The organism is Paenibacillus flagellatus (assembly GCF_003217775.1).
Lineage (GTDB): Bacteria > Bacillota > Bacilli > Paenibacillales > NBRC-103111 > Paenibacillus_AB > Paenibacillus_AB flagellatus.
Genome location: NZ_QJVJ01000015.1, coordinates 1 through 23,995, shown reverse-complemented (window position 1 = coordinate 23,995; position 23,995 = coordinate 1). Strand labels below are relative to the sequence as shown.

Below are 23,995 nucleotides of genomic sequence, written 5' to 3'. Positions count from 1 at the left end.
CATTTTATTGTTGACAATATGTTCCCTTTTTAATCAGTGTCAATGAGGGGAGCAAACACTAAAAAAATCCCGATCTCCATCGGATGATCGGGACTTGCAGTCATACTTTGAACTTGCCGACTAACGCTTTCAGGGAATCCGACATTTCGCCAAGCTGGCGAGCGGTTTGCAGCATTTCCTGGCTCGTGGCCGCCTGCTCCTCGGTCATGGCCGCAACCTCTTCCGTGAACGAAGCGGTTTCTTCCGTAATCTTCGTAATTTCCCGAATGGAACCTTCAATCGCTTTGCTGCCGGCGGACATCTGTCCCACAGAAGCGGCAACCTCCATGACTTGAACGCTTAAGTTGTTCACTTCGTTCATAATGGCCCGGAACGAATCGCTGGCCTTCAGCATGGCCTGAACGCCATCCTTGACGCCATGGCTGTTCTCGTTTACTTTCTGGACGAGTCCGTTAATGCCGTTCAACATCACTTCAATGGTTTCATGAATCTCAAGGGTCGAATGTGCGGCCTGGTCCGCCAACTTGCGGATTTCACCGGCGACGACGGCAAACCCGCGCCCTTGTTCCCCGGCGCGCGCCGCTTCGATGGCGGCGTTCAGCGACAACAGATTGGTTTGATTGGAGACGTCTTGAATATATCCGACCACATCCCGAATCTTTTCAGACAGCGATGCCAGTTCCGCGGCGGAAGCCTGAATTTCGGAAAACGTTTCTTCGATCCGGCCGATTTTTTCCGCATTTGCCTGCATTTCGCCGGCATTCTCCGTCGCGACGGACTGCGCCCGCCTGGCAAGTCCGGAAACGTCGGTTGTCGTGACGGCAACCTGCTCCAGTCCCGATACCGTCTCCTGCAAAATCGCCGACATCTCTTCCGTCTGGGATACTTGCTGCTCAGCTCCCTGCGCTACGCGCTGAACAGATTCGGAGATTTGATCGGCCGCTTTGTAGCTCTCGTCAGCGCCAACCTTCAACATGGATGAGGAACGTTCCAATTCCAGGGTCTTCATTTGAATATCGGCGATCATGCTTTGAAGACTGGATAACAGCAAATTCGTTTGATCGGCCAAATCCTTCGTTTCGTCCTTGGTTTTCACTGTAATTCGTTTCGTCAAATCGCCGCCGGAGGAGGCAATTTCTGCGATGGCATTCCCGACTTTGCGTACGTTTCTGGCCGTCAATGCGCCGGTGAAGTAAGACGAAATGACCGAAACGATAAGTACCAGCAACAGAGAACCGTATAGCTGCAATCGGAGTTGACCGTTTTTCTTCTCGAGCGCCGACACCCGATTCAACGTGAGCTGTTTTTCGATGGAACGGAACGACGCAAGCTGCTCGCGCAGGGCATCCATATCCTGCTTTCCCGGATCGTCCTGGAAAAACTGCTGGATTCCCTTGTTGTCATTAGCTTTTTTCAAGGCAATTACTTTCTCGCCGGCGTTTTGAATCCAATGTTCCACGTTTTTTTGAATGGCTTTCAAGTTGTCCTGCTGTCTTGGATTGTCGGCCACAAGCTGGAAAAGGGCCTCATAGTGCTTTTGCCAATTGGATTTGCCGTTATTGTACGGGTCCAAATATTTGTTTTCCCCGGTTATAATAAAACCTCTTTGACCGGTTTCCATATCTACCAGATCCTTCTCAATGGACTGGGCCAGACTATGTACTTGCATATCATGATCCGTAATGAACCTTGTTTCCTTCTGGAAAGAGGATAATTGCCGGGTTACGCTAAGAATGGCGAAGACAAAAAAAATGACGACGACCAGAAAACCAAGGCCGATTTTATTTTGGATGCGATTTAGACGGATAGGTACAGTTTTCATAAATTTAAGCGCTCCTTGTTGTAGGTTGAATTCAGAACCGGAATAACGTAAAATGGCTTTGTTCAAATCGTTAAGCCTTGTCTGTGACGCACATGTCAGTCATTGTGTTGGCTGAATTTTTGCTTGTACATTCTCTTGTCCGCCCTTCTCAAGAGCTCGCCAAGATCGGCGCTTTCGTCGGGACAAACCGCATAGCCGACAGAAAGGTGCACGTGCGTTTTTAATTCATTCAGCGATATGGACAGCGCACTGCCAAGGCGTCTCTGGAGCACCCGGGCTCCTTCTTCGTCGGTGTGCGGCACAATGACTACAAATTCATCGCCTCCCCATCGTGCAACATAGTCGTATTTGCTCGCTGTTTTTGTAAGCAGGCTTGAAAGTTGACATAGCACACGATCTCCGGTTTCGTGAGAGTAGGTGTCGTTGATAACCTTGAAGTTGTCTACATCAACATAAAAGACGAGCAGTTTTTTTCGCAGCCTTTGAGATCGGCGAACCAGTTTGGGGAAGAGGCGCTGAATGAACCCGCGATTATACACCCCGGTCAAGTCGTCTCTTTGCGAGAGCCGCAGCAGCGCATCGAACCGCTTGCCGTACAAGTAGGCCAATGGCAAAAAGACCGCGAGCGACATGGCCACGGCCTTATCCACTACATCATAAACAAGTTTAATATAAATTAGCAGAATTGCGACAAGAGAGATAACGAAAACGACAGCTGTAACGCGACCAATCTTGTTCATAAACGCTCGACTATTTCAACGCTTTGGCCAGCGTCTCCAGAACTTTTTCCCTCTGAAACGGCTTGACGATAAAATCTGCGGCCCCCGACGTAATCGCATCGACAACTCGATCTTTTTGTCCCATTGCGGAACAAATGATGATTTTCGCCCCAGGATCCATTCGTTTGATTTCCTTCAAGGCGGCAATGCCATCCATTTCGGGCATCGTAATATCCATCGTGACAAGTTGGGGTCTGTACTGCCTGAAAAATTGCACGGCTTCCTTTCCGTTCTCCGCTTCCGCTATCACTTCAAAGCCGCTGTCGGTTATGATCTCTCTCAGCATCATTCTCATGAACGCCGTATCGTCCACAATCATAATTTTGGCCATGACAACCTCCCTCATGCCAATGCTCTCAAAGGCCTATGATTCCATACCTATTATACTCGAAATTGGCACTTATTTCATAGTCCGCCGTATTAAGAAGCAGTTCATCGTATTTTTGTCGATATCATAATTATTCATCGACAAGAAGGGGCTGACCTAACCTGAGTCCAGCCCCTTCTGGCCGCTTCCTTCTATTCACCAGGCTTCGTCGTCATCAGCCGATACAGCTTCGTATGCCGCGGGAACCTGTCGGTAAACGGAACAAGGGAACTGCCTACCTTCATCAAGCCATTCCCGGCGTCAACATTGGTAATATAAGAGAGTTGAAGGTCCGAAATATTAAGCAGCCCAGCAAGCTCTGCTCGGTCGGTAGCTGCCTGATTCAGCATGACGATAAACTCTCTGTTCGCGAGCATAGTCCGGGCCGTATGACTTTGCAGCAAATCGTCCACGTTTTGCGTAATGCCCGTACAAAAAGCGCCATACTTTCGGACACGCTTCCAAAGCGTGAACAGAAAGTTGGCGCTGTATTCGTGCTGAAACAAAAGATAGATTTCATCGATAATGATAAACGTATTTTTGCCTTTAACCCGATTTTGTGTAATCCGATTCAGAATGCTGTCCAAAACAACCAGCATGCCGATCGGGAGAAGCTGTTTGCCCAAGTCGAGAATGTCGTAGCAGATGAGCCGGTTATGGACATTGACATTGGTCGGCTTGGCGAACGTATTCAAACTGCCGGAAGTAAACAGCTCGATCGCAAGCGCGATGTCCTGCGCTTCCGGCTCCGATTGCTTGAGCAGTTCCGCGCGAAAGTCCTGAAGCGTCGGCGGCTGCCCCTTATAGTTGCTCTGCAAATACTTCCTGTACACGCTGGCGGTGCAGCGATCAATGAGCGACTTTTCCTTGGCTCCCAGCTGGTAACCGCCAATCAATTGCTCGCAAAGCGAGAGGACGAATTCCGATTTGAGAATGATCGGATTGGCTCCGTCGCCATATTGCCGGTTCATATCCATCGCATTGATATGGTTGGGCGAGGTGGCGGATATATGAATCGTCTCGCCGTCCATTGCGTTTACCAGCGCGGAGTATTCCCGTTCCGGGTCGATCAGGATAATATCGTCGTCGCTGGCCAGCATCTGGTTGACGATTTCCCGTTTTGCGGTAAAGCTTTTGCCGGAACCGGATACGCCGAGGATAAAGCTGTTTCCGTTCAGCAATTGTTTGCGGTTGGCGATGATCATGTTTTTGCTAATTACATTTTGTCCGTAGTAAATGCCGCCCGGATGCACGATTTCCTGCGCCCGAAACGGAATAAAGACAGCCGTGCTTTCCGTCGTTAACGTCCGCAGAGCGTGAACCTTCCGCAAGCCGTAGGGGAGCACCGTATTCAGACCGTCCATTTGCTGGTAGGTCAGCGTGGAAAACTGGCACAAATGCTTGCGGGCGGTTGTGAGCAGCGCCTCCGTATCGCTGTCGAGTTGTTCCTTGCTGTCCGCGATGTGGACCATCGTCAGCAGGCCGAACATCATCCGCTGGTCGCGGGTGGTCAGGTCGTTCAGAAATTCTTTGCTCTCTTTGCGTTGCTGCTCCATATCGTAAGGGACCACGGCGGAAAAATTGTTGTTCCGGTTTTGTCGCCGCTGCCAGTTCGTGATGTTCGTCTCCACGCCGAGCAAACGGCTCTCCACTTCGCAAACGGCCTCGTCGGTAGGAATCGGGATGATATCCAGCGACAGCAGCAAATTCCGGTTCAGGTCGCAAAGCTCGGACACCATGCTGTCCTTAATATAGCTGGCGTATTCCCGCAGAAAGATGACGCGGCCAAAAAAGTGGCCCATCCGAAAATGATCTTTTTCAAACTCGAACGTATCCGGGCAAATGTAGTCCTTGAAATCATGCCCCTTACGCATTGTTTCGGACAGATGGAAACGAAAATCCGCTTCCTCGCCGCTCCGAAAGAAATCATGGAAAATGCGCAGACGGTCGGTTGCATCCAGTTCGATACATTTGGAACCGAGACGGGAAAAATGCGACATCAGTTCGGTTCCGACCCTCGCGAAGTATTGACGGGCTTCCTCTACATTTTTCTTGACGACAGAAATGGTAACGTACTTTTCCTGAATCGTTCCGTTCGCGCCGATGGCCTTTGCGAGCAACATCTCGTTGTACTCTTGCCGGTACACATCGAGATGGTCCTGCCGTAGCGGAATCAGAATCGAGCTTTCAAAATCGGCCCGATTCAAACGCCGGTTATGGATTGTAATTTTCGTGGTCGCTCCGCTGTCAAAGGAATTGAGCAGCTCGGAATAAGACAAAAACATCGCTTCCTTGTCTTCCCTGGACGCTACGGCGTAGTTGATATCCTCGAACCGATACGATTTGGAGAACTTGTTGCCGACAAAAAAAATCCCGTCCGGCCAGAGGGCGCGAATCGGGATGACTTGCTGAACGCCTTTCGGAATGACAAATCGTTCCTTGTCCTGCTTGATGATGCGTCTGAGCGTTTTAATCATGGCGCTTCATCCTTTCCTGCTCATGACTATGCATGCTCTTTTTCAGCGCTTCAACATAGATATTGGTCGAATAGAAGACGAATCGCCTTGGCAGCAGAAATTCCGATTTCACATACGCCCAAAGCAGCTGCTCGGCCGTCATGCCGTGATAGCTGATGAAACCCAAGGCTGCGCAGGGCGCGGCCCCCAAAATGCACATCCAACTGAGCGTTTCCAAGCCAAAGCGGCCGCGCAGTCCAAAATATAGTCCGATCGCCACGCCAACAGCAAGCACAGAAAAAAAGAACTGCCGCAAGGACAGTCCAAAGAATAAGCTTTCCGTATAATCCCGGATTTCCCGGTTGATTTTCACTTCCATTTGAAGCCCTCCCATTAACGATGCTCGTTATGGTTTACAGTTCGGCCCCATCCTCCGGTTTATCCGTAGTTGGCTCTGTCTTTTTCGAGCTTGCCAACAACTCATCACCGGATAGAAGAGGATCTGCCAAAAGCGCAAATACAAGCTGAGCACCGTCTCGCATGCCTTGCAAATATATCCATTCATTCATGATCGCCTGCTTAAAATGGTGCTTGTCCTCCCATTCCATAAACGTCGGCAACTGCGTCATATCCACGCCGGAAAACATCGCTTGAAAAGCCGATTCCTCTTCATCGCGACATCTGTGCAACTCGGGATGGCGTTCAATCCGAGCTGTAACGTGATCCAACCGCCGCTGAATCGCGTTTTGAAACCATGACGGTAATTGCATTGATTGCCCCCTCCTCGCGAACGAGTGTTAGCGTAACTGGTGCTCTCGTTCGGCCCTCTTGCGGTGCAGTTGGACGATCAACTCGTCTACCTTCCGGCTTTGAGCCTGAACCGCCTCATTCTCGAACAGGGGAATTCCCTGTTCAAGAGATTCTTTTTCCAGTTCGTTCAACTTCCTTCTTTCCTCCTCTAATTGACCTAGCAAACGTGTCATCGGTCGGCCTCCCCGTGTCTTCATTAGATCGGCGTTCCTGGCTGTCTGAAAGATAGATTGCCTCTCCATTTTATTGCGCAAATCGGTTTATTTTATTTTAATTCGATATTCGCATTAAAACAACGATGCACTCACGTACAATTTTGCTTGTAATGTGAGGTGCATACAAATGAAACATCGAAAAGAACCGCCAGGCGACAAAAATATAATCGGTGTGAGAGTCGTTGCCATCCGCAAGGCAAAGGGGATGAAACAGAAGGAGTTTCTCGCCAGACTGCAAACGGCTGGTCTCGACATCAGTCCTACCAGTCTTTCGCGTCTGGAAGGACAGTATCGGCTTGTCCAAGACTACGAAGTCGTGGCGATTGCTAAAGCGCTGGATGTTTCCGTCCGGGAATTGCTGGGCGAAGAATCGGAATGAAGCTACAGCCCCATCATCTCCCTCACCACCCGGTCCGCCATTTTCACCGTGCCGACGAGAACGAGCATATTAAAAATCAACTCTCCGATATAGGTCCACACCATCGTAACCGCGCCCGCGCTTTCATCGACCGCCGGGGGAGCGGAGGCAAAGGCGGAGTAGATGATGCAGGCGAGTACGATAATCGCTCCCTCCAGACAAGCGGCCGCATACCCTTTGAGAAACGATTTGCCGATATTTTGGCTTGGCTCCCCGGCAAAGGCGGAAAGCGGAACGGGAGCGATGGCCGTATATAAATAGATGCGAAAAAACCGCCCGTACACCGAGAGAATCATCACAAAAGACAACACCGTAATGAACAAACTGCCCAAAAGGGAGACGACCCACAGCGGAATGCTTTGCCAAAAGCCGACGTCTTCAATCGCTTTTGCAATGGTGTTCGGCAAGGTCATGGCCTCCGTCTTTCCGAACCCGGAACGTCCCATCATCGTGGAGATGATTCCCTGAACAATGGTAAACAGCGCCATCATGAGCTCCAGCCCGTAGGTGACGACCGCTTTGGCCAGGACAAACCGGATAAACAGCTTGACGGCCATCTCCGGCTTTTTCATTTCGGCAAAACTGCCGGACGTTTTCACCACGCCAATCACAAAAAACAAGACCAGAAGCGCCAGTCCCGTCGCCTGCAACGCGCCGTGAATGTCGGTAATGACGCGCCACACGCCGCCGCCCTTGAAGTCGGCCGGCGACTCGGTAACAAGCTGCCAGATTTCGTTCATTTTCTCGTTCCATGTATCGAGCGCATGTTCGAGATTGTCAATAATCCAACTGTTTTTGGCCATATTCTCACCCCTTTTCTGTAAACGGGGAACGGACAAATCGCCCGTTCCCCTCATTTGCGACTCCCGTTTAACCGGCAATCAGGGTAAGAATTTCCTTCGTGAAGGTAATGATAATCCCGCCGGCGAGCGTCAGGAACCCGTTCGCTCGCTGGGAAGGATCGTGAGACTTGAGCGACAATCCGATCTGCACAATGCCGAAGCCGAGTATGATCATACCGATGGCCCGTATTAATCCGAATATGAAAGTGGACAAATTATTGACCGTCGTCATCGGGTCGCCCTCGGCATAAGCGGTAGAGACGAATACGGTTCCCGTTAACATCAGCATGATGTACAGTGCCAGCAGCCGTTTCTTTTTGAACTTCATTTTCATCATTCCCCTCGTAAAAATAGCGACTCCATGTCTTCTTCCGACAGAAGCTCGTACTCTCCGTTTTCATCAAGCGTCACGGTTCGCCAATCGAGCGCAAGTTCCGTGCCCCCATGCTGGTAGGGAGGACCGTTGCCATCCGTCGTGAGCGCGACATGGGGATGCCTGAGCAAATCGTATTTGTCGTCCTGAACAGGACGCTCGCCGCGAATAAAGAGCAAGGCATGACGGTTATCGAGAAGCCGCACCTCATCGGGCGTCAGCAAGTCGCGGCCGGACAACTGATAGTTGATCGAATAGCTGCCGCTGCGTCCCTTGCTTTGGCCATAGGTGTTCGTGTCGATCGTTTCCTTGCCCAGCAGCTCCGATACGTATTTGTGGGTGGATTGTTCATTGCCGCCCAGGTACAAAAACACATCGCAGTTCCCAACGATCGATTCCCACGACTCCTTGTACAGCGATTTGAGCTGCGCCAAATTTTGCAGGATGATGGAAACCGAAATCTCGCGGCTGCGCATCGTGGAGAGCAGCTTGTCGAATTCATCGGGCAAGGCAACGTTGGCAAATTCGTCCATCACGAAATGCACGTGCACGGGCAAGCGTCCGCCGTGCCGGTAGTCAGCCTCATACATCAGGCATTGAAAAAGCTGGGTGTAGAGCATCCCGACGATGAAGTTGAAGCTGCTGTCGTTATCGGGAATAACGGCAAACAACGCCGTCTTCTTTTCTCCCATGACAGCCAAATCCATTTCATCGACCAGGCTCATCCCGGCAATCGAATGCAAGTTGAACTTCTCCAGCCGAACGCCTAGGCCGATCAATATCGATTTGGCTGTTTTCCCCGCCGCCAGTTTGAAGATGTTGTACTGTTTGACCGCCAAATGCTCCGGGTCGCGCATCGCCAGCCGTTCAAACAACTCGTCCAGCGGACTCTGGTAGGTTTCGTCTTCTTCCCGCACTTCGGCGGCGGCAATCATCTCCATCACCATCGGAAAATTCTGTTCCTCCGGGGGGGCTTCATAAAGCAAATACAACATGAGTGCCTCCAGCAGCGCCGTTTCGGAACGTTCCCAGAACGGGTCGTTCGTATTGCTGCCCTTTGGCGTTGTATTGCGAATCAGGTTGGTGACCAGCTTCAGCACATCCTTGTCGTCGTTCAAATAGGCGAAAGGGTTGTAGCCGTGGGAGCGGTGAGGATTGATCAGATCGAGCACCTTGATGTCATACCCTTTGGCTTTGAGCAGATGACCGGTATCCCGTAAGATTTCGCCTTTCGGGTCGAGAACAACGAACGACGTATGCGCCTGCATGACGTTCGGTTTGGCATAAAAACGCGTTTTGCCTGAGCCGGAACCGCCTACGACGAGCACATTCACATTTCGGCGATGCTTGCGACCGTCGAGCCCGATGCAAACCTGCTTGGTTAAAATTTTGTTTTGTCCCGGCTGCTTGCTTCTATATTTGGCGCATATGCTTTTCGCCCGGCCCCAGCGGGCGCTGCCGTGCTCCTCCCGTCGTCGATAGTTTCGCGGGGAGGCCAAGTAAATACAGACGCCGAGTCCATAGGCCAGCGTAAAAATGAGTAGGCAGCGCGGCGTATCGTCTACCCACTGAATGTCGAACGGGTGGTTGATCGCCGCGCTGAGATGCTCCACCATCGCCGGAAGCCCGCCGGAAAGAGAAGGGGCGGTGAGCAATCCCGCCCAAACGACGGGAATCAAAAAAACCGCAAAGAGTATCAAATAACTCCTTGCGGTTTCAACGCGCCTCATGATGGCTCCGGCGTTTATGTTTTTGATAAGGGGCTTCAATCGTTTTGAGCAACAGATCATCGACGGCGTCGGTGGGACGCTTCTCGCCGATCAAATCATTACGCAGCGCATTCAGCGCATGCACCACAATGCCATGCTCGTAATAATCCAAACAGAGAATCCGTTCTTCTTCCTTCACAGGCGCTCCCTCCCAAGTAAAATTGAACTTGACGGCGCTTACCTTGCAGGTTCCGGCCGCTGTTGTTGCCGCTGCTGCGCCAGCATCCGGTTCATCCTGCGGGCCATGTCATGCGCGGCATCCTTCATCACCGTCAGTTCGGCGCGAATGTGCTGCGGCTCGATGTCCTTCAGCTTCTCCGGCACTCGATGGAAACCAAAGGAAGACGTGTCTACGCCGAACTGTTTGCACAGCATGTAAGAGGCGCAATATGCATGGAACGTAAAATCGGAACGGCTGTAACGGCCATCGCCGCGATCCAGTTCCGCATGCGCCAGCTCCTGCGCGAGCGACCGGAAAATGTCCCCGGCATCCATGCCGCCGCGGATGACAATATTCCGCATGTCTGGCTGATAGAGCGCATGCGTTTCCGGCGGCATCGCATCCCCAATGACGATTGGAACAGGGGCGCGATCCATCAGCGCTTTGATACGCATCCGGTCGTCCGGATAGGCCGGTTGTTCCCGTTTTGGGTTAGCCGTCGTTTGCGCGATGTCGAACATCTTTTTGAGGTTATAACTGATGCCGGCACTGCCGTCTTCCCTCCGGTACTCCTCGCCCGGCTCCAAAATGTAAAAGCCGGTTTCCTTGCGGCGAATAAACACGCCTTGTTCCTTCCACGAATCAAAATCGGCGATGCGGGTCGCCTCCGGCCGCTGCATGAGAATCAGAAGCGCATTGGATACGCTGGAGCGGTCGAAACGGCTTTGCACATCCAAATACCGCTGAAATTCATCGCCGCTTTGCAAGATGGCGGTCGTGGCGGAATCAATCGTCTCGTAGGCCCATTGCCTGAGTTCCTGCTTTTTCTGTGTCCACGCTTCCTTGTCAAAAGGTTGCTCGGACGAATTCGTGGAAGAATGGCCGGATGCTTCCTGCCGGAATAAATCGTCCAGATTGTTCATTTCGCTTTCCCTCGCTTTCGGGTTCCGTTGGATTTGGTTTTGTCCGTCTTCGCTTTTCCATTATGTGGCTCGCTTCGCTTGGGCAGCGACGATTCCTTGACCATCTGACGCCGTTCTTTCTCCGCCTTCCGATTTTCTTCCCGGATCTCGCGCAGCAGTTCGCGGATCGATGGCCGCTGCGGCGCTATCCGCCCATCCGGCTCAATCATACCCCTTGCGGATGCTTCGCTGCGCCCGGAGGTAGGCTCGGACGGATGGGGCGGCTCCGTCGTCGCCATCGCAGGGTTTGGGTTGCCGTTCACTGGGGAAGCAGGCTGCGTCGATTCGGGCTTCTGCATCAGTTCGTCCAAAAAAACGTCGGTGCTCTTCGCTCCTGGCGTTCCCTTGACCGCCGCCCCTTGTACCTCTGTCCTCTGCCGGGTTTGGTCCAATGCTTGTTGCCGGTGTTGCCCGGGTGTTGATTGGTCCGGCTGCTTTCCGTTGCGGGAGTTTTCAATTTCGCTTTTAATGCTGGCCGTATCCACGGTCGCCAGTTTGAACCGCTCGACGATGCGGTTGATTTTGGACGCGTCCTCGGCCCGCACCATCACGTCGCATAACCCATCGACATTCTTTTTGTCCCGCAGGGCACAGTACAGAACGCCGTAACGTTTGGCCTCCTTGCAGAACGTTGGCAGGTCCTCGTTTCTGACGGCAAACACTTTCAATTCCTTGCCGCTGCGGAGTAAGCTTTCCAGACGGATGCTGCCTTTCGTCCGCTTCTGCCCCTGCAGGGCGGCAAACAAATAGACGGCAAGATGCTTAGCGCCTTCGCCGGAAATCTTGGCCATCACTTCGATGCCCCGCAGACTCATGTTGACGACCTGATCGGCCGCCTCGGCTCCACTGCTCATGAATGGCGTCCTCCTTTCGATATGGCTTGTACTGCTCGTTCCCATAAAGTTTGGTCATCATTTCACTCGACCGGGAAAGGATACCCGCACAAAGTTTCACCTCCTTTCGGAACTTGACAAGCCGCTTGGACAGCGCGGCAATTTGCTCTTTGTGAGCAACGATCTGGCTTTCCTCCTTGCAGCGGCGAAGACGGTTGTACAGCGCTTTGCGCTCGCCGTAAAGCAAGCGCATCTCTTGCCGGGTGACAGATACATAGTCCAAAAGCTGATCCTTGCTGGAAATACGGTGCTGACAGAGCAGCTTGGTCTGCGCGGTAATAACCGCCAAATGCCGCAAGTCTTCCCGCAATAAAAAATGCGTCCTTCTGGGGGACGCGCGAAAATGAGGCCATATGCCCATCTCATATAAATAGCGCAGGTACAATGCTTGCAAGCCGCTGAACTTCCTGCCGGATCGAAGCGTTCCTTTGCAAACGGCCCGTCTGCGTCGCGGCATGGGTAAAGACGGTTGCCGCCGGGGGAGACGGTTTCGTAAAATACGCTGCTTCAGAGCCTCTTCGGTGTAATCTTCTCCCAGACTGCGCAAACGAACGAAGCGTTCCTTGCCCGGTGGACGAACCGCCATATGCTTCACGGTCGTTTTCACTTCATAGCCCTGCTTCTGCAAAGCAGCGATAAACTGGGTCCACGTCATGGATGCTGCAATCGCCTGATCCACATCGGTCCGAATCAATCCTCGCCAAGTCGGCTTGCCTTCCTGATCCGCTTTCCATTCTCCGTAGTGCTTGGCCTTGCCCGGCTCGGGCTGCTCAATTACTGACAATGCATGTTCCCGGCATAACCGGTCGGATGTTCTCCGCAGAAGTGCGTAGGAGGCTTTGTTGTCGTAATACCGTCTGCCGTCTATAAAGGAAACGGAGTTGAGCACGAAGTGATTGTGCAAATGCTCCTTGTCCAGATGGGTCGATACCACGACTTCAAAGCGATCTCCCCATAGCTCCTGCGCCAGCTTGACGCCGATGGCATGCGCGATCTCCGGCGTAGCTTCGCCCGGCGCAAACGCCTGATACCCGTGAAAAGCCACAATGCTATCCGTCTTTTGAAACTGCCGCTTGGTGCGCTGCATTTGCTCGTATGCGGTGAGTGGGTCGCAATTGATGCCGCTCACATAAAGCTGCCTTTCCGTTTTGACATCCGCTTTTGCATATTCCAGCACCTGCCGCAAGCCTTCATTCTTCTCGGCGCGATCTTGCGCTGTTTTGTCGGGATTGATGGCGTAATCAATCACCCGCTTCAATCGGTCGGTGACATCCCATATCGCCGTCGTCGCCATACGTGACGCCCCCTTTACGGCGGATGCACATTTGGAGTCGCTTGCTCGGTTCTTCTCTCCGGCGAAGTCACGGCCTCCTGGATATGCTGCACCGCGCGGCGCAACCGATCGGCCTCCTGCTGGAACACCGCCCGATCCAGATGGCCTGTCGCATGCGCTTTCACCGCCAGTTGGTTGAGATTGTTGCCGATGGCGTGAAGCTCGCGCATCATGGCGTAATAATCCGGCGGCGGCAGCGCCTTCGGGATATAGCCATTGATCAAGGAACGGAGATAACCTTCCCGTGAAAGTCCGGATTTTTTCGCATTAGCTTGGAGTCTTGCGTCTTCTTCATTGTTCACCCATACCTGAATGCGAATCCCTCGTTTTCTCATCGCTTTCGCTTCTTTCTTCAAAAGAATGGTCTTAATAAAAATGCTAAATGGCTTCTGCCGTCTCTGAAAAATACCGTTCATTGTTGCAACCTTTATTCTTGAAAAACAGCGTGTTGTTTAGATGTGGGGTATTAGGGGCCTGCCCCTAACAAGCCGAATTTGGGAGACCAAATTCAGTGCTTGCTGCAACACGAGACATTCGTCTCGCGTCGCCTTCAAAGCACCTGCCGGGAACAAGAGAGAACCCCAAAAACACAAAAAGACGCCGATCCGCTCGGGCGTCTTCCGCAGAACTTTTTTGTTATCGCACCAACCAGCGGTAATCCTGGCGGCAGTCTACAATGAAATCGACATACACGATTTCACCCTGAATCTGATACAACACCAGATACCATTTTTCCACGAACATCTTGTGATACTTGTTTGACGGGATAAATTCCGCTTCGAGAAAAGGATAACGTTCCGGCATTTGCGCTAAGGAACGTATCGCATGCAGCAATTCGTTTTTCGTTTTCCGCGCGGCATCCGGACTTTTCTCCGCAAGAAATCGCACATGAACCGCCAGCATTTGGCGGGCACGATCGGAGACGACGATCTTATAACGGGGCATCTTTTCCATGCTGAACCTCGTCAATAATGCCCTCCAGGTAAGCGTCCAGTTCATCCGGCGTTACACCAATACGGCCCGCCAAACGATCCTCTTGCACAGCGAGCAGTTCTTCGCGCAGCTTTAACATCTTCTCGCGACGGGAGAACGTCTCAATGTCCATCACGACGAGATCGCCTTCACCGTTCTTGGTCAGGTAAACCGGTTCCCCGGAAGATTTGCATAGATCGGCGATTTCATTATAGTTTTGCCGGATACTGGCGGAAGGTTTGATAATCATCTTGGTCACTCCTTGCATAGCTGTATAGTGATTTTATTATACCTATTACATGCTATACAATCAATGAATTTGCGCTTATCCCCAATCTATTCACATCTTATCCACATGCTGCGAAAATTTTCCGTAACCCAAAAGAAAAGACGCCAACCGTTCAGCGTCTACCGCTATCGGGATGGTTCACCGCGTCTTCGTCGGAATTCCATCAATTCGTTGTTTACATCCTTTCCGAACTTAGGCGGCTCATCGGATATGAGAAGGGTGGGGGAGAGGAGCCTCTGTATCGTGGCTGCCGCCAATCGCCCCGGCTCATCATTATCCAGGTGCAGAACAAGTCGATTTACTTGGGGAAAGCACTTCAAGTAATGCGTTAGGGCAGACGGGGGAGTAGAGTCCTCCCCATTTGTCCTGGGCCTGTATATTCCGGCCAGCGACAGCTTATGCACCTGCCGCCAATCCCGGCCGGCGAGATGTTCCAGCGTACAGTAGGATAAGAGATCAATGGCGCTCTCAAACAGATGCAGTTCCGTACTGTTTTCCGAGGCCGGAATGGAAAATGAATACCGCTTGTCGCTGCCGGCGGCTTCCCCCATATAACGGGTGCTTGTCGTACCGCGTATCGCCGCATAGCGCGGCGTCCCTTCCTGGTCAAATCCGACGAATACCGCGTTGTGGTAGCGGAGGCTTTCATACAACCTTCCCGTTTCCAGACAGTTGTCGATCACCGAGCGGTGGATGCCCCGTTTGCTCAAATAAGCGATGACGTGATGAGAGTTTTCATACGGTTCTGGAAGCTCAAACCGCGCTGGAGATGAGCGTTGTTGGCACGATTGCGAAACCGTAAGCATGTTGCCGGGATGAACGCCTTCAATTTGCAGCACCGCATCGGGAAAAGACATGCCGCGCACTTTGATTAGGTAATCCAGCGCCGAGCGCCCGCCGATCCCCCTTGACCACCAGTACCATTTGCCGTTGGAAATTTTCAAGCTGTCATGTGTCCGGGTGGTGTAGACATTGTGAGAGCATCGGACCAGTTCTGCCGGCTCGTGCATATGCAAATATGTGAGCAGGTCCAGTCTTTTGGCACGTTCGATCTGTTCCTTGTTTACATAGCTCATTGCCGCAGCCCCTTTTGGAAATCCAGGCAGCGTCCGATGGGTATATGGTTCATCGTGCCTTACCCCGCTTTTTGAGGTACGTATAAGCGCTGCCTTCATTCAACTTCGTAACTCCATTCTTTTTCATGAATGCGTCTAAATCGCCTTCATAAACTTGACTGGTCACCCCGTTTGAGTCGCGGATGTAATAATACGTGTCGCCAAATCCGTTCTTCTCTTTGGATATCAACTCCAATGTTGGCACGGCTTCTCCCTCCTCGATCAAGCCGGTTCTATAACAAAAAGGCGGTAGAATCGGACAAAAGCATCCGCCGCTTGGGATGGCATACAACATGTTCATTCCTCCGGAAATGAGAAAAGGACCCCAAAATCGGAGTCCAATTCGTCATATGATTGATAACTTTATCTGACGGACATATCTTCGATCTGTGAATTGCTACGAATCGAACACATAGTGCCCCAAACAACAAAAAGCCTGCCGCGCGATGAAGCGAGGCAAGCTTTCCTATCGATATTGCGATGACTTACCGATCCCTGTCCGGTTCACTTTTTTCCATTTCTTTAAACTCGATGCCGTCGATGGCATGCTCGTAAAGGAAGACCTTGATGGCGCGCATATCATTCGTGTTGTAGTACGCTGTCAACAGCTCGTTAAACTTCTCCATGTTTTTCTCTGTAATGGTCAGCATACCGTTTCCCTTTTCCATTAGCAGCTTGTTGGCCAGTAAAAGTGAAGTCCGCTTGTTGCCGTCCCAAAACATCTGCCTCCGCGCGCCCCACAGAAAAGCGGTAATCGCCCTCTCGGTATTTGTCATATCCGCAGACAAAAGCACGGACAATTCCTGCTCGATTTCACCGCTTACGGTGAGAGGGGGCACATCATCCGTTCCGGGAATGCCGATTCTTCCCGTTCGCAAAACGCCCCATTCCAACGCTTCATTTCTCGCCACATATACGTCCAATTTGCAAATGTATGTCAGCGTTGTCGGCTCGTCAATGGTAGTAACCAGGTAGCGCCAGGCATCCCGCATATTCAGTACGGCCTGAATGTCGTCCAAGGTAACACCGGGTACGTTCACACCGTTCAAAATCGTTCGCGTCTGCGGGAAGGTGATGTTTCGGTTCTCCATCTTCATGCCGCAATATATATTTTCATCCCATTTCTTTTTGGCCAGAAACACGCTCTGTTGCCTGGTCAATGCAAATTTATCCGAGAAAGCGTTCATCTTCGTTCCCTCCGCCTGTAGTTCATTAGTTCCGGTTTTTAGCTGAAAGGCATAGATACGCCACTAATTGGGATTAGAAATTAAGCAAAAACAGCCAACTCCAAAGGGAGTGGCTGCCATATACATGTTCGATATGAGCCATCTTCGCTGCGGCATCCTGCCTTAAAAATTCCAGCGTGTCTATCGCTTTTTTCAGCTTCTGTTCATTCATCGCAAGCACCTTTTAATTTTCTGAACTATTGAAGAGGAGTTAATGCTTTAATCTCCTCAACCGACAGTCCTGTTGCTTTAGCAATGGTTTGGATATCGATTCCCATGGCAAGAAGCCTAGCCGCGGTCTCTGCTTTTGCCTCTGCTCTGGCTCCTTCAATACGCGACTTTTCGTCGCTGAGCGCCTTCATCCGGGCGTCGTAAGCCATACGCGCCGCGGCATCCTGACTTAAAAATTCCAGCGTGTCCATCGCTTTTTTCAGCATTGGTTCTTTCATCGTGAGCACCTCCCAATTCGATCTGTCTACGCCTTTCAAAAACAACAACCAATTGACTAATCCACCCCGGTCAAGCGGAATCGAATGCTGATCCAGCTTCGTCAGCTCCATCACATGAATCTCGATATCATCCAGAAGCGCAATCCCGGTATGATCTTCCCGCAAGTGAAACACGCTGTGGTAACGATCATTGGGTAGACAGGAATAATTCAAAATGTTGATCGTCACGCATTTTTTTAACGCATTGTAGTTGCTGCCCTTCGGAATCTGATGATAGTACATCTCGGCCCAATAGAACAGGGTCCTTTTCTCCATATGATACGGATTAAATAGCTGCATCTCAATATTCAGCAGTTCGCCCTTTGCCGTTTTGGCCTTTATGTCCATGATCGACTGCTTATCGTCGGGGCCGTCCGCCTCCGTATACGGGTTCAGCAGGACAATCTCCGTCAGCGGCGTCTCGCCCGCCTCGCGAAATGTACTGTTCAAAAAAGCAAGCAGCACATCCCGATTATGTTCGCTGCCAAAAATGCGTTTGAAAACAATATCCACGCGGGGATCAAGCAAGTCATGCATCGGAAAACCACCCCATTCCTTTCCTTTTTAGTATATCATTTTCGTCCTGGAAGATGAAATACTTCGCCGGGACATCGGCATGTTACAACACGCCAATTGTGCGCAAATATGCGAAACATCGGCATGGCCTTGGATGTAAAGCCCGATACCAGACCGTTATCGTTCACGACCCACAGCCCGCCGTTCCGGTGCTTCTATTTCTTCGTCCGGCACGCTGTCCACGGCTTCGTTTTCCCGCTTGTCCATGTTGAGCAGGGCATTCAGTTCCGCAAGCCGCGCCGCTTTCGTTTGCAACTCCTGCTCCTTCTCGAAAGGAGCCGCGATTTGTTCCTTCGCCGTTTCCATTTGCTGCCGCAAGGTGGCAAGCTGCTCGCGGGCATGCTCCAGCTTCGCAGGCAAGTCGGACAAGGCATTGTTGATGCGGCTAATGTTGCCGCCCGCATCCGCTCCGAGCGTCACCGTATGACCGAGTGCGCCGCGCAACGTAACCTTGTACTCCTTATGGAAGCTGTCAAAGGACAGCCACAAGGAAAATCCCCGGTAGCCGCCGATTTCCTGCGGATCAGGCGAAGTCATTCCTTTGCAAGCGTCCAGCAAAGCCGCGCCCGCTGCCGTCCTCTCCGAGTAGGTGTAATCTTTTACCGTCATGCCGGGGAATTTATCTGCCCCATCCGCCTCGGATGCCAGAGAACGTATATACAAAGCGACGTCCTGTTCATAGCCGGCAATTCGTTCCTCCGTGGACTTGATTTGCTGCGGCAGCAGCTTGAGCAGCCGATCTTCCAACGAATATCGCTGGCTCAAGTGGTTGGCTTTGAGCAGCTTGAGTTTGGATACCTGGATGTCCAGGTCCATTTTCTCTTTGATGTACGGGTTGCCGGTCGCCAGCGCCTTCACTTCGGCATAGGAGAGCGCCGTCTCGTCGATATCCTCGGCGGAACGGACCGGCGACTTGCTGGTCATGATCTGCGAAATGAAGCGCTGCTTGTTCTCCAGTGTCTGATAAAGGTACGCGTCGAACGTGTTCTCTGTGACATAGCGGAAGATGTGAACCTCACTGTTCTGGTTGCCTTGCCGAATAATCCGTCCGCTGCGCTGCTCCAGGTCCCGCGGACGCCAAGGGCAGTCGAGGTCGTGAAGGGCAATCAGCTTCGTTTGCACGTTCGTGCCCGCGCCCATTTTGAATGTCGATCCGAGCAGTATCCGAACCTGTCCGCTGCGTACTTTGGCGAACAGTTCCTTTTTCTTGACCTCGGTATTGGCATCGTGAATGTACGCGATTTCCTCGGCAGGAACACCTTTCTCCATCAGCTTGCGCCGCAGCTCGTCGTACACATTGAAGGCACCATCCTGTTTCGGAATGGACAAATCGCAGAACACCAACTGGGTCAAACGCTGCTCCTGATGTTCCGCCCAATACCGGAAGACATTGTCCGCGCAGACGCTGACTTTGCTGCCTTCGTCGTCGGGAAGCAGGGGATTCGCCAGCCGCTGATCGAGCGCCAGTTTGCGTCCGTCATTGGTGATCGTCAGCATGTTGTCCTCGTGCGGCTCCACTTCTTTCGCCCGCACCCGCTCGGCGCGGCGGGCGAGATCCGCAACCATGTCGCGTTGAAAATCGCTCGGCGGCACGGCCACATTATGGAAGTGGGCTTTCGGCACGGGAAGCTGAAGCATGTCAGCCGTCTGGATGTCGGCCACTTCCTTGAACATATTCATCAGTTCCGGCAAATTGTAAAAACGGGCAAACCGGGTTTTCGCCCGATAGCCCGTTCCTTCCGGTGCAGATTGTCAAGGAGGTTATTACTCAAATTGTTATTCGTCTGTGATAATGTCACGGTGTAACTATTTTGAGATAATGTCACTATGAGACAGGAGAGCGACTGTGGGGTACCTTTCAAGACCGTTTGGTCATTGAACTTCGGCTGCTGGGTTTAAATACGCTGGAAGAAGCAAATCGAGCATTGCCGGAACTCATAGAAAAACATAACCGCACTTTTGCGGTTGAACCATAGGAGGCGGAATCCGCATACCGTCCTCTACCTGCGGAGACCGATTTGGAGTATGTTTTGCTGTTCGAACTTATAGACAGATTGGTTCTTGCCAAACTCTTTCCTATAGGGGAAACTTTATACACTAGCCGAAAAGCCTTCACAGCCCTTTGAGACGAAAACAAGCGAGGAAGTACGGGAAACTATGCAGGTTACGCTGGTCATTTGGCATAAAGGACATGCATTAGAATCACGGGAAACCCAAAAACCATCCCGTCGTCAGGAAACCAAGCCAGAAACAAAAACAGCGAGCCCTGCGCCGCCACGCAAGCCCGCTGCTTCGCTTCCATGGCGTAAACCATGGTCTCAAAAGCAAATCCAACGTAGCATAAATGCGTGAAAATATGAAAGCATTTGGGCTATTCCCTTTTTTTCCTGGCCTTCTCCTACTAAGACCCTATCCGAAACCATTTGTGAAAAAGTAGGAAAACGGTGGAAAATGTCGAATTCCTTCAAGAGAAAAGTTTGGAGACGATCGTCATGGCAACCGCACCGAAACAGCAATCCTTTACAATTCCTGATGAGTTGTGGAATAAAATCCAACCTTGTTACCGGTGGAACCGCGAAACCCGAAGAGCGGTCGTCCGCGTATGGACGATCATCAGGCGATGACGGCAATCTTTTACGTGCTCCGCACGGGCATCCAATGGAAAGCGTTTCCTTGTGAGATGGGGGCCGCTTGTACGATGTATGATCGTTTTCAATGCTGGCAAAAGCAAGGCCTTTTCAAACGCATGTGGGAAGCGGGGTTACAGGCGTACAATGAATTTAAAGGTATTGAATAGACCTGGCAAGCGGTGGACGGAGCCATGATCAAGGCTCCGCTTGGGGAAAAGGAACGGGACCTAATCCGACGGATCGCGGCAAGCGTGGCGCGAAACGGAGTCTGTGGCCGGATGGACGGCGTCGTTATAGATGGGGCGAATCTCCATGATATGAAAATGTTCAAGACCGCGCTGTCTGAGGCAATTGCACCAAGACCGGAACCGGACGAAAAGAACCCGTAGTATTTGTACCCGGATAAGGGATACGACTATCCGATCATTCGGGAACAAGTGGCCGAGTTGGGATACATCTTTAACTTGTGTTCGCGCGGTAAGAGAAGGCATCGATTCCGGGATACCGGGTACAGCGATGGATGGTCGAACAACCCACTCCTGGATCAACCGTTTTCGCCGACTGCTCGTTCGTTGGGAGAAGAAGTGGAGAACTACGAGGCGATGCTCCATTTTGCTTGCACCTGGATTTGTTTCCGCCATGCAGAGGTTTTCGGATAAGTTCTTAGAGGATCTGATTGTAGAATACAGCGACGAGGCAACAGAGAGTGTGGCGGCAGCCCCCAGAATAATGCGGAACTCCGATATTTGCCGGAAGAAGTCCCCCGATGATTTGTCGAATCGAGATTAAATCAATGGGACGTGCCCCGATCAAGGATCCATTAGCTTATGTTTCATATCCGGAACGGAAGGATTACTCCGTCGATGAGATCCATAAAAAGCGGGAGCATGCTTTGAATGTTAGAAAGACACAACAAGGGAGGCACACTCCCTAAAGAAGGAAGGGGTGCAGTGGATTTGGAAAACATATTACTTCTCTTGACTTCCTCTAATTTTTCGGCGCTTGATATAACCATTCAACGTAGTGTATACCGTGAGTTTTACACCTTGGTCTATAGGGTGGTCATACAAATGGTCAAAGATCATGCAGCCACAGAGGACATTATACAAGAGGCATTTCTGAAGGTGATTCGAAATGTTCCAATTGTTGATAATGAAACCCAACTGAAAAGCTGGTTAAAAGTTGTCGTTCGGAACACCACATACAACTACATCCGAAAAAATAAAAAAAACTGCAACCAAATTGACTCCGATAATGTTTTTTTAGATAACAATATTGCCTACGCTACTGATGCAGAAATGATCGAGGACCACATTGAGATGAAAATGATGGCCGACATGATTGGTCGATATCTTCAGGACCTTAAACCAGAATTCCGCTGTCTAATTGAAATGCGCTGGAAAAACTGTATGTCGTATAAAGAAATTGCAGAGGAACTCCATACAAGCGAGGATTCAATCAAATATAAGTTGCACCGAGCTCGGAATTCGATCAAAAAGCGCTTTATCAAGGAGTGGGGTGAGAGCAAATGAACAAAGATGAATTTGATCGGCTCTTTGATACTGCTTTTGAAGAAGCAGTCAAAAAACAATTGCCGGTTGCAAACCCCGAACCTTCATGGCAGCGGCTTGAGCCAAAATTGAAAGCACGTCGATCGCATAAACGGTTTTTGCTTTTACCATATGTAGTGGCCGCTTCATTTCTTATTGGCGCGTTCATCGTCGGATCACCGACAGCCACAAAAGCATTCAGCCCGTTCTTTCAGACCATTAAGCAAATTCAATCGGGTGTCGTGAGTTTTATTTTCGGGAACGATGCTGAACCGACCGGCAAGGCGAGAACAGCGCCTCCTCCTGACTCTCCACTCGAAAACGAAGGAAAAAGCATCGATTCCGGCGTACTTCAAGAGCAGCATTATGAAACGTGGGAAGAAGCGGGCGACCACTTGCTATTTCCAGCTCCTAAAATCGGCTATATACCCCCGGCGTTCATTTTGAATGATATCCTTGTTTTTTCAAAAGGCGGAGAGAACGCGAAGAAGGCTGTCCTTATCTATAGGGATCCGAATGCAGGAAAATCGTTCATGATAACCATTCGCATGTTGGAGAAAAACGAAACGGTGACTTCAGGATTTGATAAGGATGCTGGTGACTACAAAAAAGTTAATGTCAAAGGTCAGAACGGTTTTCTCTTCTTGACGAAGGATGGTCGTTCCAGTTTGGACTATATGACAGGTAACATTCTAATCTCGATCTCCGGCGGATTAGCGGAAGACGATATTATTAAGGTAGCCGACAATATTGGATAAAATAAACACAGGGAGGGCTAATATCTGCCGCTCCCTGTTTGTTTTACTTGGCTAAAATCGTATTCGACGTGTAATTGCCTTGCTCATATGTGCCGTTGTTACTGACCCAATGCACCGTGCGCGCCCGGTAATAGTAACCGGAAACCGTGCCGAAGACCGCATATCCATTAAACAGCATCTTATTCGAAGCACTTACCGTTTGAGAGCCAACCTGCACCCAAGCGCTCCCCGTCCATTTATCGAAATATATGGTCGCCCCGATCGAGGCAACGATTTGCTTCGCGATGGTTGTAACTGTAACTTCGGCCGTCTGATTCCCCTTGTCTACTGTATTGCTATCGCCTTGATCGAGGTATTTGAAGGATGGGTCAAAAAAACCTTCAATCGTCATTTCGATTGGCGGAGGCGGTGTTTTCGCTTCGGTTGTACTGGGTTTAGCGGCGTGTGTAACGCTTGGTGGAACTAAAAGCATGGAACATACCACCACTGCAAACAAATAGACCAACGGTTTCACTTGCTTCATATTAACACCCTTTCACATGATTTTCCTACCATATTGAAGAACACCAACAGTCTTGAGTTGGTTGCGATTCTGAAAAAAATCCTCAAATTCCTGCAACCAAGACCGCTCTTTTCGTGTTTTATTATAAAAGGGGTAGTTACTATCGTCAGGAGGCATTCTTATGGGGTTCATTAGCTTGCTTCTTATTATTTTAGGGTTGTTAATGGTAATACGGCCGTCGATTGTTTGGACCATCATCGAAAGTTGGAAATCACATGATGCAACCGAACCGTCCGGACTCTATGTTGTGTCTGCTCGCATTGGAGGCGTTCTGTTCATACTTGCGGGCATTGGCGGGGTTCTAGGGTACTGGATACTGTAATCCATTATAGTGGTCTGAAGAACCGAGGGAAAAAGGTGATAGAGCCTTCCATCCCTCGGCTTTTGTCGATAATTTTTTTGTCATTTTTACCAAATTACATGCAACCAGATCAATCCTTTGCGTGTTCAAAAGAGTGTAAGGGCTGAATGTTAAATAGATTGAAATGCCGGCCGGCTTTCAATAAATAAACCTGAATTTCGAAAGTACTGCGCATTAAAAACATAAAAAGGGCTCCAAATCTTTGGTAGAATGGTGTTTGTCCAGGACAACATCACCCAAAGAGAGGAGCACCTTTTAGGTGAAGTCTA

General features: G+C 50.8%; 28 protein-coding genes and 1 pseudogene. 5 read left to right on the top strand and 24 right to left on the bottom strand.

Translation table 11 applies throughout. From position 1 onward, the window contains the following. Positions 1-100 precede the first annotated feature (100 nt). From DLM86_RS26630 to DLM86_RS26600, 7 genes are all read right to left on the bottom strand, one after another. A complete protein-coding gene (locus tag DLM86_RS26630) occupies positions 101-1,888 on the bottom strand; it encodes a methyl-accepting chemotaxis protein (protein WP_146250300.1) in 1,788 nt (595 codons plus the stop codon). 29 nt (positions 1,889-1,917) lie between these two features. Then, positions 1,918-2,562 carry a GGDEF domain-containing protein gene (locus DLM86_RS26625; RefSeq protein ID WP_110843111.1) on the bottom strand — a complete coding sequence of 215 codons (645 nt, stop codon included), beginning with the start codon at positions 2,560-2,562 and terminating at the stop codon, positions 1,918-1,920. 10 nt (positions 2,563-2,572) lie between these two features. Continuing rightward, positions 2,573-2,932: a response regulator gene (locus tag DLM86_RS26620; RefSeq protein WP_110843110.1), complete on the bottom strand. Its 360-nt coding sequence runs from the start codon at positions 2,930-2,932 to the stop codon at positions 2,573-2,575. A 188-nt stretch (positions 2,933-3,120) separates the two neighbouring features. Then, positions 3,121-5,445: a VirB4-like conjugal transfer ATPase, CD1110 family gene (locus tag DLM86_RS26615; protein WP_110843109.1), complete on the bottom strand. Its 2,325-nt coding sequence runs from the start codon at positions 5,443-5,445 to the stop codon at positions 3,121-3,123. After that, positions 5,438-5,803, bottom strand: a complete 366-nt coding sequence (locus DLM86_RS26610; protein WP_110843219.1) for a PrgI family protein — start codon at positions 5,801-5,803, stop codon at positions 5,438-5,440. The genes DLM86_RS26615 and DLM86_RS26610 overlap by 8 nt, the downstream gene beginning before the upstream one ends. A 34-nt stretch (positions 5,804-5,837) precedes the next feature. Next, on the bottom strand, positions 5,838-6,194 hold the full coding sequence (locus tag DLM86_RS26605) for a hypothetical protein (protein WP_110843108.1): 357 nt from the start codon (positions 6,192-6,194) through the stop codon (positions 5,838-5,840). 27 nt (positions 6,195-6,221) lie between these two features. Continuing rightward, positions 6,222-6,365 carry an aspartyl-phosphate phosphatase Spo0E family protein gene (locus DLM86_RS26600; RefSeq protein ID WP_245954946.1) on the bottom strand — a complete coding sequence of 48 codons (144 nt, stop codon included), beginning with the start codon at positions 6,363-6,365 and terminating at the stop codon, positions 6,222-6,224. Positions 6,366-6,576: 211 nt separating this feature from the next. On the opposite strand from DLM86_RS26600, the gene DLM86_RS26595 reads away from it, so the two are divergent. Next, positions 6,577-6,828 carry a helix-turn-helix domain-containing protein gene (locus tag DLM86_RS26595; RefSeq protein ID WP_054819090.1) on the top strand — a complete coding sequence of 84 codons (252 nt, stop codon included), beginning with the start codon at positions 6,577-6,579 and terminating at the stop codon, positions 6,826-6,828. A gap of 2 nt (positions 6,829-6,830) precedes the next feature. Here DLM86_RS26595 and DLM86_RS26590 read toward each other — a convergent pair whose 3' ends face one another. The 16 genes from DLM86_RS26590 to DLM86_RS26520 form a co-directional block, all read right to left on the bottom strand. After that, positions 6,831-7,724 carry a VirB6/TrbL-like conjugal transfer protein, CD1112 family gene (locus DLM86_RS26590; protein WP_245954945.1) on the bottom strand — a complete coding sequence of 298 codons (894 nt, stop codon included), beginning with the start codon at positions 7,722-7,724 and terminating at the stop codon, positions 6,831-6,833. A gap of 13 nt (positions 7,725-7,737) precedes the next feature. Then, complete coding sequence (locus tag DLM86_RS26585; protein WP_425454001.1) at positions 7,738-8,037, bottom strand: glutamyl-tRNA amidotransferase; 300 nt, start codon at positions 8,035-8,037, stop codon at positions 7,738-7,740. A gap of 5 nt (positions 8,038-8,042) precedes the next feature. Further along, positions 8,043-9,812, bottom strand: a complete 1,770-nt coding sequence (locus DLM86_RS26580) for a VirD4-like conjugal transfer protein, CD1115 family (RefSeq protein ID WP_110843105.1) — start codon at positions 9,810-9,812, stop codon at positions 8,043-8,045. Beyond that, a complete protein-coding gene (locus DLM86_RS26575) occupies positions 9,799-9,990 on the bottom strand; it encodes a hypothetical protein (RefSeq protein ID WP_110843104.1) in 192 nt (63 codons plus the stop codon). The genes DLM86_RS26580 and DLM86_RS26575 overlap by 14 nt, the downstream gene beginning before the upstream one ends. A gap of 38 nt (positions 9,991-10,028) precedes the next feature. Beyond that, positions 10,029-10,934 (bottom strand): hypothetical protein, encoded by a 906-nt coding sequence (locus tag DLM86_RS26570; RefSeq protein WP_110843103.1) that lies wholly within the window; start codon positions 10,932-10,934, stop codon positions 10,029-10,031. Next, positions 10,931-11,827 carry a PcfB family protein gene (locus tag DLM86_RS26565; protein ID WP_110843102.1) on the bottom strand — a complete coding sequence of 299 codons (897 nt, stop codon included), beginning with the start codon at positions 11,825-11,827 and terminating at the stop codon, positions 10,931-10,933. The genes DLM86_RS26570 and DLM86_RS26565 overlap by 4 nt, the downstream gene beginning before the upstream one ends. After that, the gene (locus tag DLM86_RS26560) at positions 11,736-13,160 is read right to left on the bottom strand and encodes a relaxase/mobilization nuclease domain-containing protein (RefSeq protein WP_110843101.1); all 1,425 of its coding nucleotides are present in this window, start codon (positions 13,158-13,160) and stop codon (positions 11,736-11,738) included. The genes DLM86_RS26565 and DLM86_RS26560 overlap by 92 nt, the downstream gene beginning before the upstream one ends. A 14-nt stretch (positions 13,161-13,174) precedes the next feature. Further along, entirely contained in the window at positions 13,175-13,615 is a 441-nt protein-coding gene (locus DLM86_RS26555) for a plasmid mobilization protein (RefSeq protein ID WP_245954943.1), read from the bottom strand. 220 nt (positions 13,616-13,835) lie between these two features. After that, on the bottom strand, positions 13,836-14,153 hold the full coding sequence (locus DLM86_RS26550; RefSeq protein WP_110843100.1) for a type II toxin-antitoxin system RelE/ParE family toxin: 318 nt from the start codon (positions 14,151-14,153) through the stop codon (positions 13,836-13,838). Continuing rightward, positions 14,131-14,421: a type II toxin-antitoxin system Phd/YefM family antitoxin gene (locus DLM86_RS26545; RefSeq protein WP_110843099.1), complete on the bottom strand. Its 291-nt coding sequence runs from the start codon at positions 14,419-14,421 to the stop codon at positions 14,131-14,133. The genes DLM86_RS26550 and DLM86_RS26545 overlap by 23 nt, the downstream gene beginning before the upstream one ends. A 164-nt stretch (positions 14,422-14,585) precedes the next feature. Further along, positions 14,586-15,536, bottom strand: a complete 951-nt coding sequence (locus DLM86_RS26540) for a DUF3991 and TOPRIM domain-containing protein (protein WP_110843098.1) — start codon at positions 15,534-15,536, stop codon at positions 14,586-14,588. A gap of 49 nt (positions 15,537-15,585) precedes the next feature. After that, the gene (locus DLM86_RS26535) at positions 15,586-15,870 is read right to left on the bottom strand and encodes a hypothetical protein (protein ID WP_110843097.1); all 285 of its coding nucleotides are present in this window, start codon (positions 15,868-15,870) and stop codon (positions 15,586-15,588) included. Positions 15,871-16,060: 190 nt separating this feature from the next. Next, a complete protein-coding gene (locus DLM86_RS26530) occupies positions 16,061-16,762 on the bottom strand; it encodes a Fic family protein (RefSeq protein ID WP_110843096.1) in 702 nt (233 codons plus the stop codon). Between the two features lie 73 nt (positions 16,763-16,835). Beyond that, positions 16,836-16,973 (bottom strand): hypothetical protein, encoded by a 138-nt coding sequence (locus DLM86_RS32215; protein ID WP_158289672.1) that lies wholly within the window; start codon positions 16,971-16,973, stop codon positions 16,836-16,838. A 25-nt stretch (positions 16,974-16,998) separates the two neighbouring features. Beyond that, the gene (locus DLM86_RS26525) at positions 16,999-17,826 is read right to left on the bottom strand and encodes an Rpn family recombination-promoting nuclease/putative transposase (RefSeq protein WP_110843095.1); all 828 of its coding nucleotides are present in this window, start codon (positions 17,824-17,826) and stop codon (positions 16,999-17,001) included. A gap of 156 nt (positions 17,827-17,982) precedes the next feature. Then, the gene (locus DLM86_RS26520) at positions 17,983-19,539 is read right to left on the bottom strand and encodes a helicase-related protein (RefSeq protein WP_245954942.1); all 1,557 of its coding nucleotides are present in this window, start codon (positions 19,537-19,539) and stop codon (positions 17,983-17,985) included. An 818-nt stretch (positions 19,540-20,357) separates the two neighbouring features. Here DLM86_RS26520 and DLM86_RS26510 point away from each other — a divergent pair. From DLM86_RS26510 to DLM86_RS26500, 3 genes and pseudogenes are all read left to right on the top strand, one after another. After that, positions 20,358-21,154: pseudogene (locus tag DLM86_RS26510) on the top strand (IS5 family transposase). A gap of 237 nt (positions 21,155-21,391) precedes the next feature. Beyond that, positions 21,392-22,027: an RNA polymerase sigma factor gene (locus DLM86_RS26505; protein ID WP_245954940.1), complete on the top strand. Its 636-nt coding sequence runs from the start codon at positions 21,392-21,394 to the stop codon at positions 22,025-22,027. Next, positions 22,024-22,803, top strand: coding sequence for a DUF4367 domain-containing protein (locus tag DLM86_RS26500; protein ID WP_110843092.1), 780 nt, complete (start codon positions 22,024-22,026; stop codon positions 22,801-22,803). The genes DLM86_RS26505 and DLM86_RS26500 overlap by 4 nt, the downstream gene beginning before the upstream one ends. A 43-nt stretch (positions 22,804-22,846) precedes the next feature. Here the strand turns inward: DLM86_RS26500 and DLM86_RS26495 are convergent, their stop codons facing one another. Further along, entirely contained in the window at positions 22,847-23,326 is a 480-nt protein-coding gene (locus DLM86_RS26495) for a hypothetical protein (protein WP_146250299.1), read from the bottom strand. 160 nt (positions 23,327-23,486) lie between these two features. Here DLM86_RS26495 and DLM86_RS33120 point away from each other — a divergent pair, with 160 nt between their 5' ends. Next, the gene (locus DLM86_RS33120) at positions 23,487-23,687 is read left to right on the top strand and encodes a DUF6199 family natural product biosynthesis protein (protein ID WP_110843090.1); all 201 of its coding nucleotides are present in this window, start codon (positions 23,487-23,489) and stop codon (positions 23,685-23,687) included. Positions 23,688-23,995: the final 308 nt, after the last annotated feature.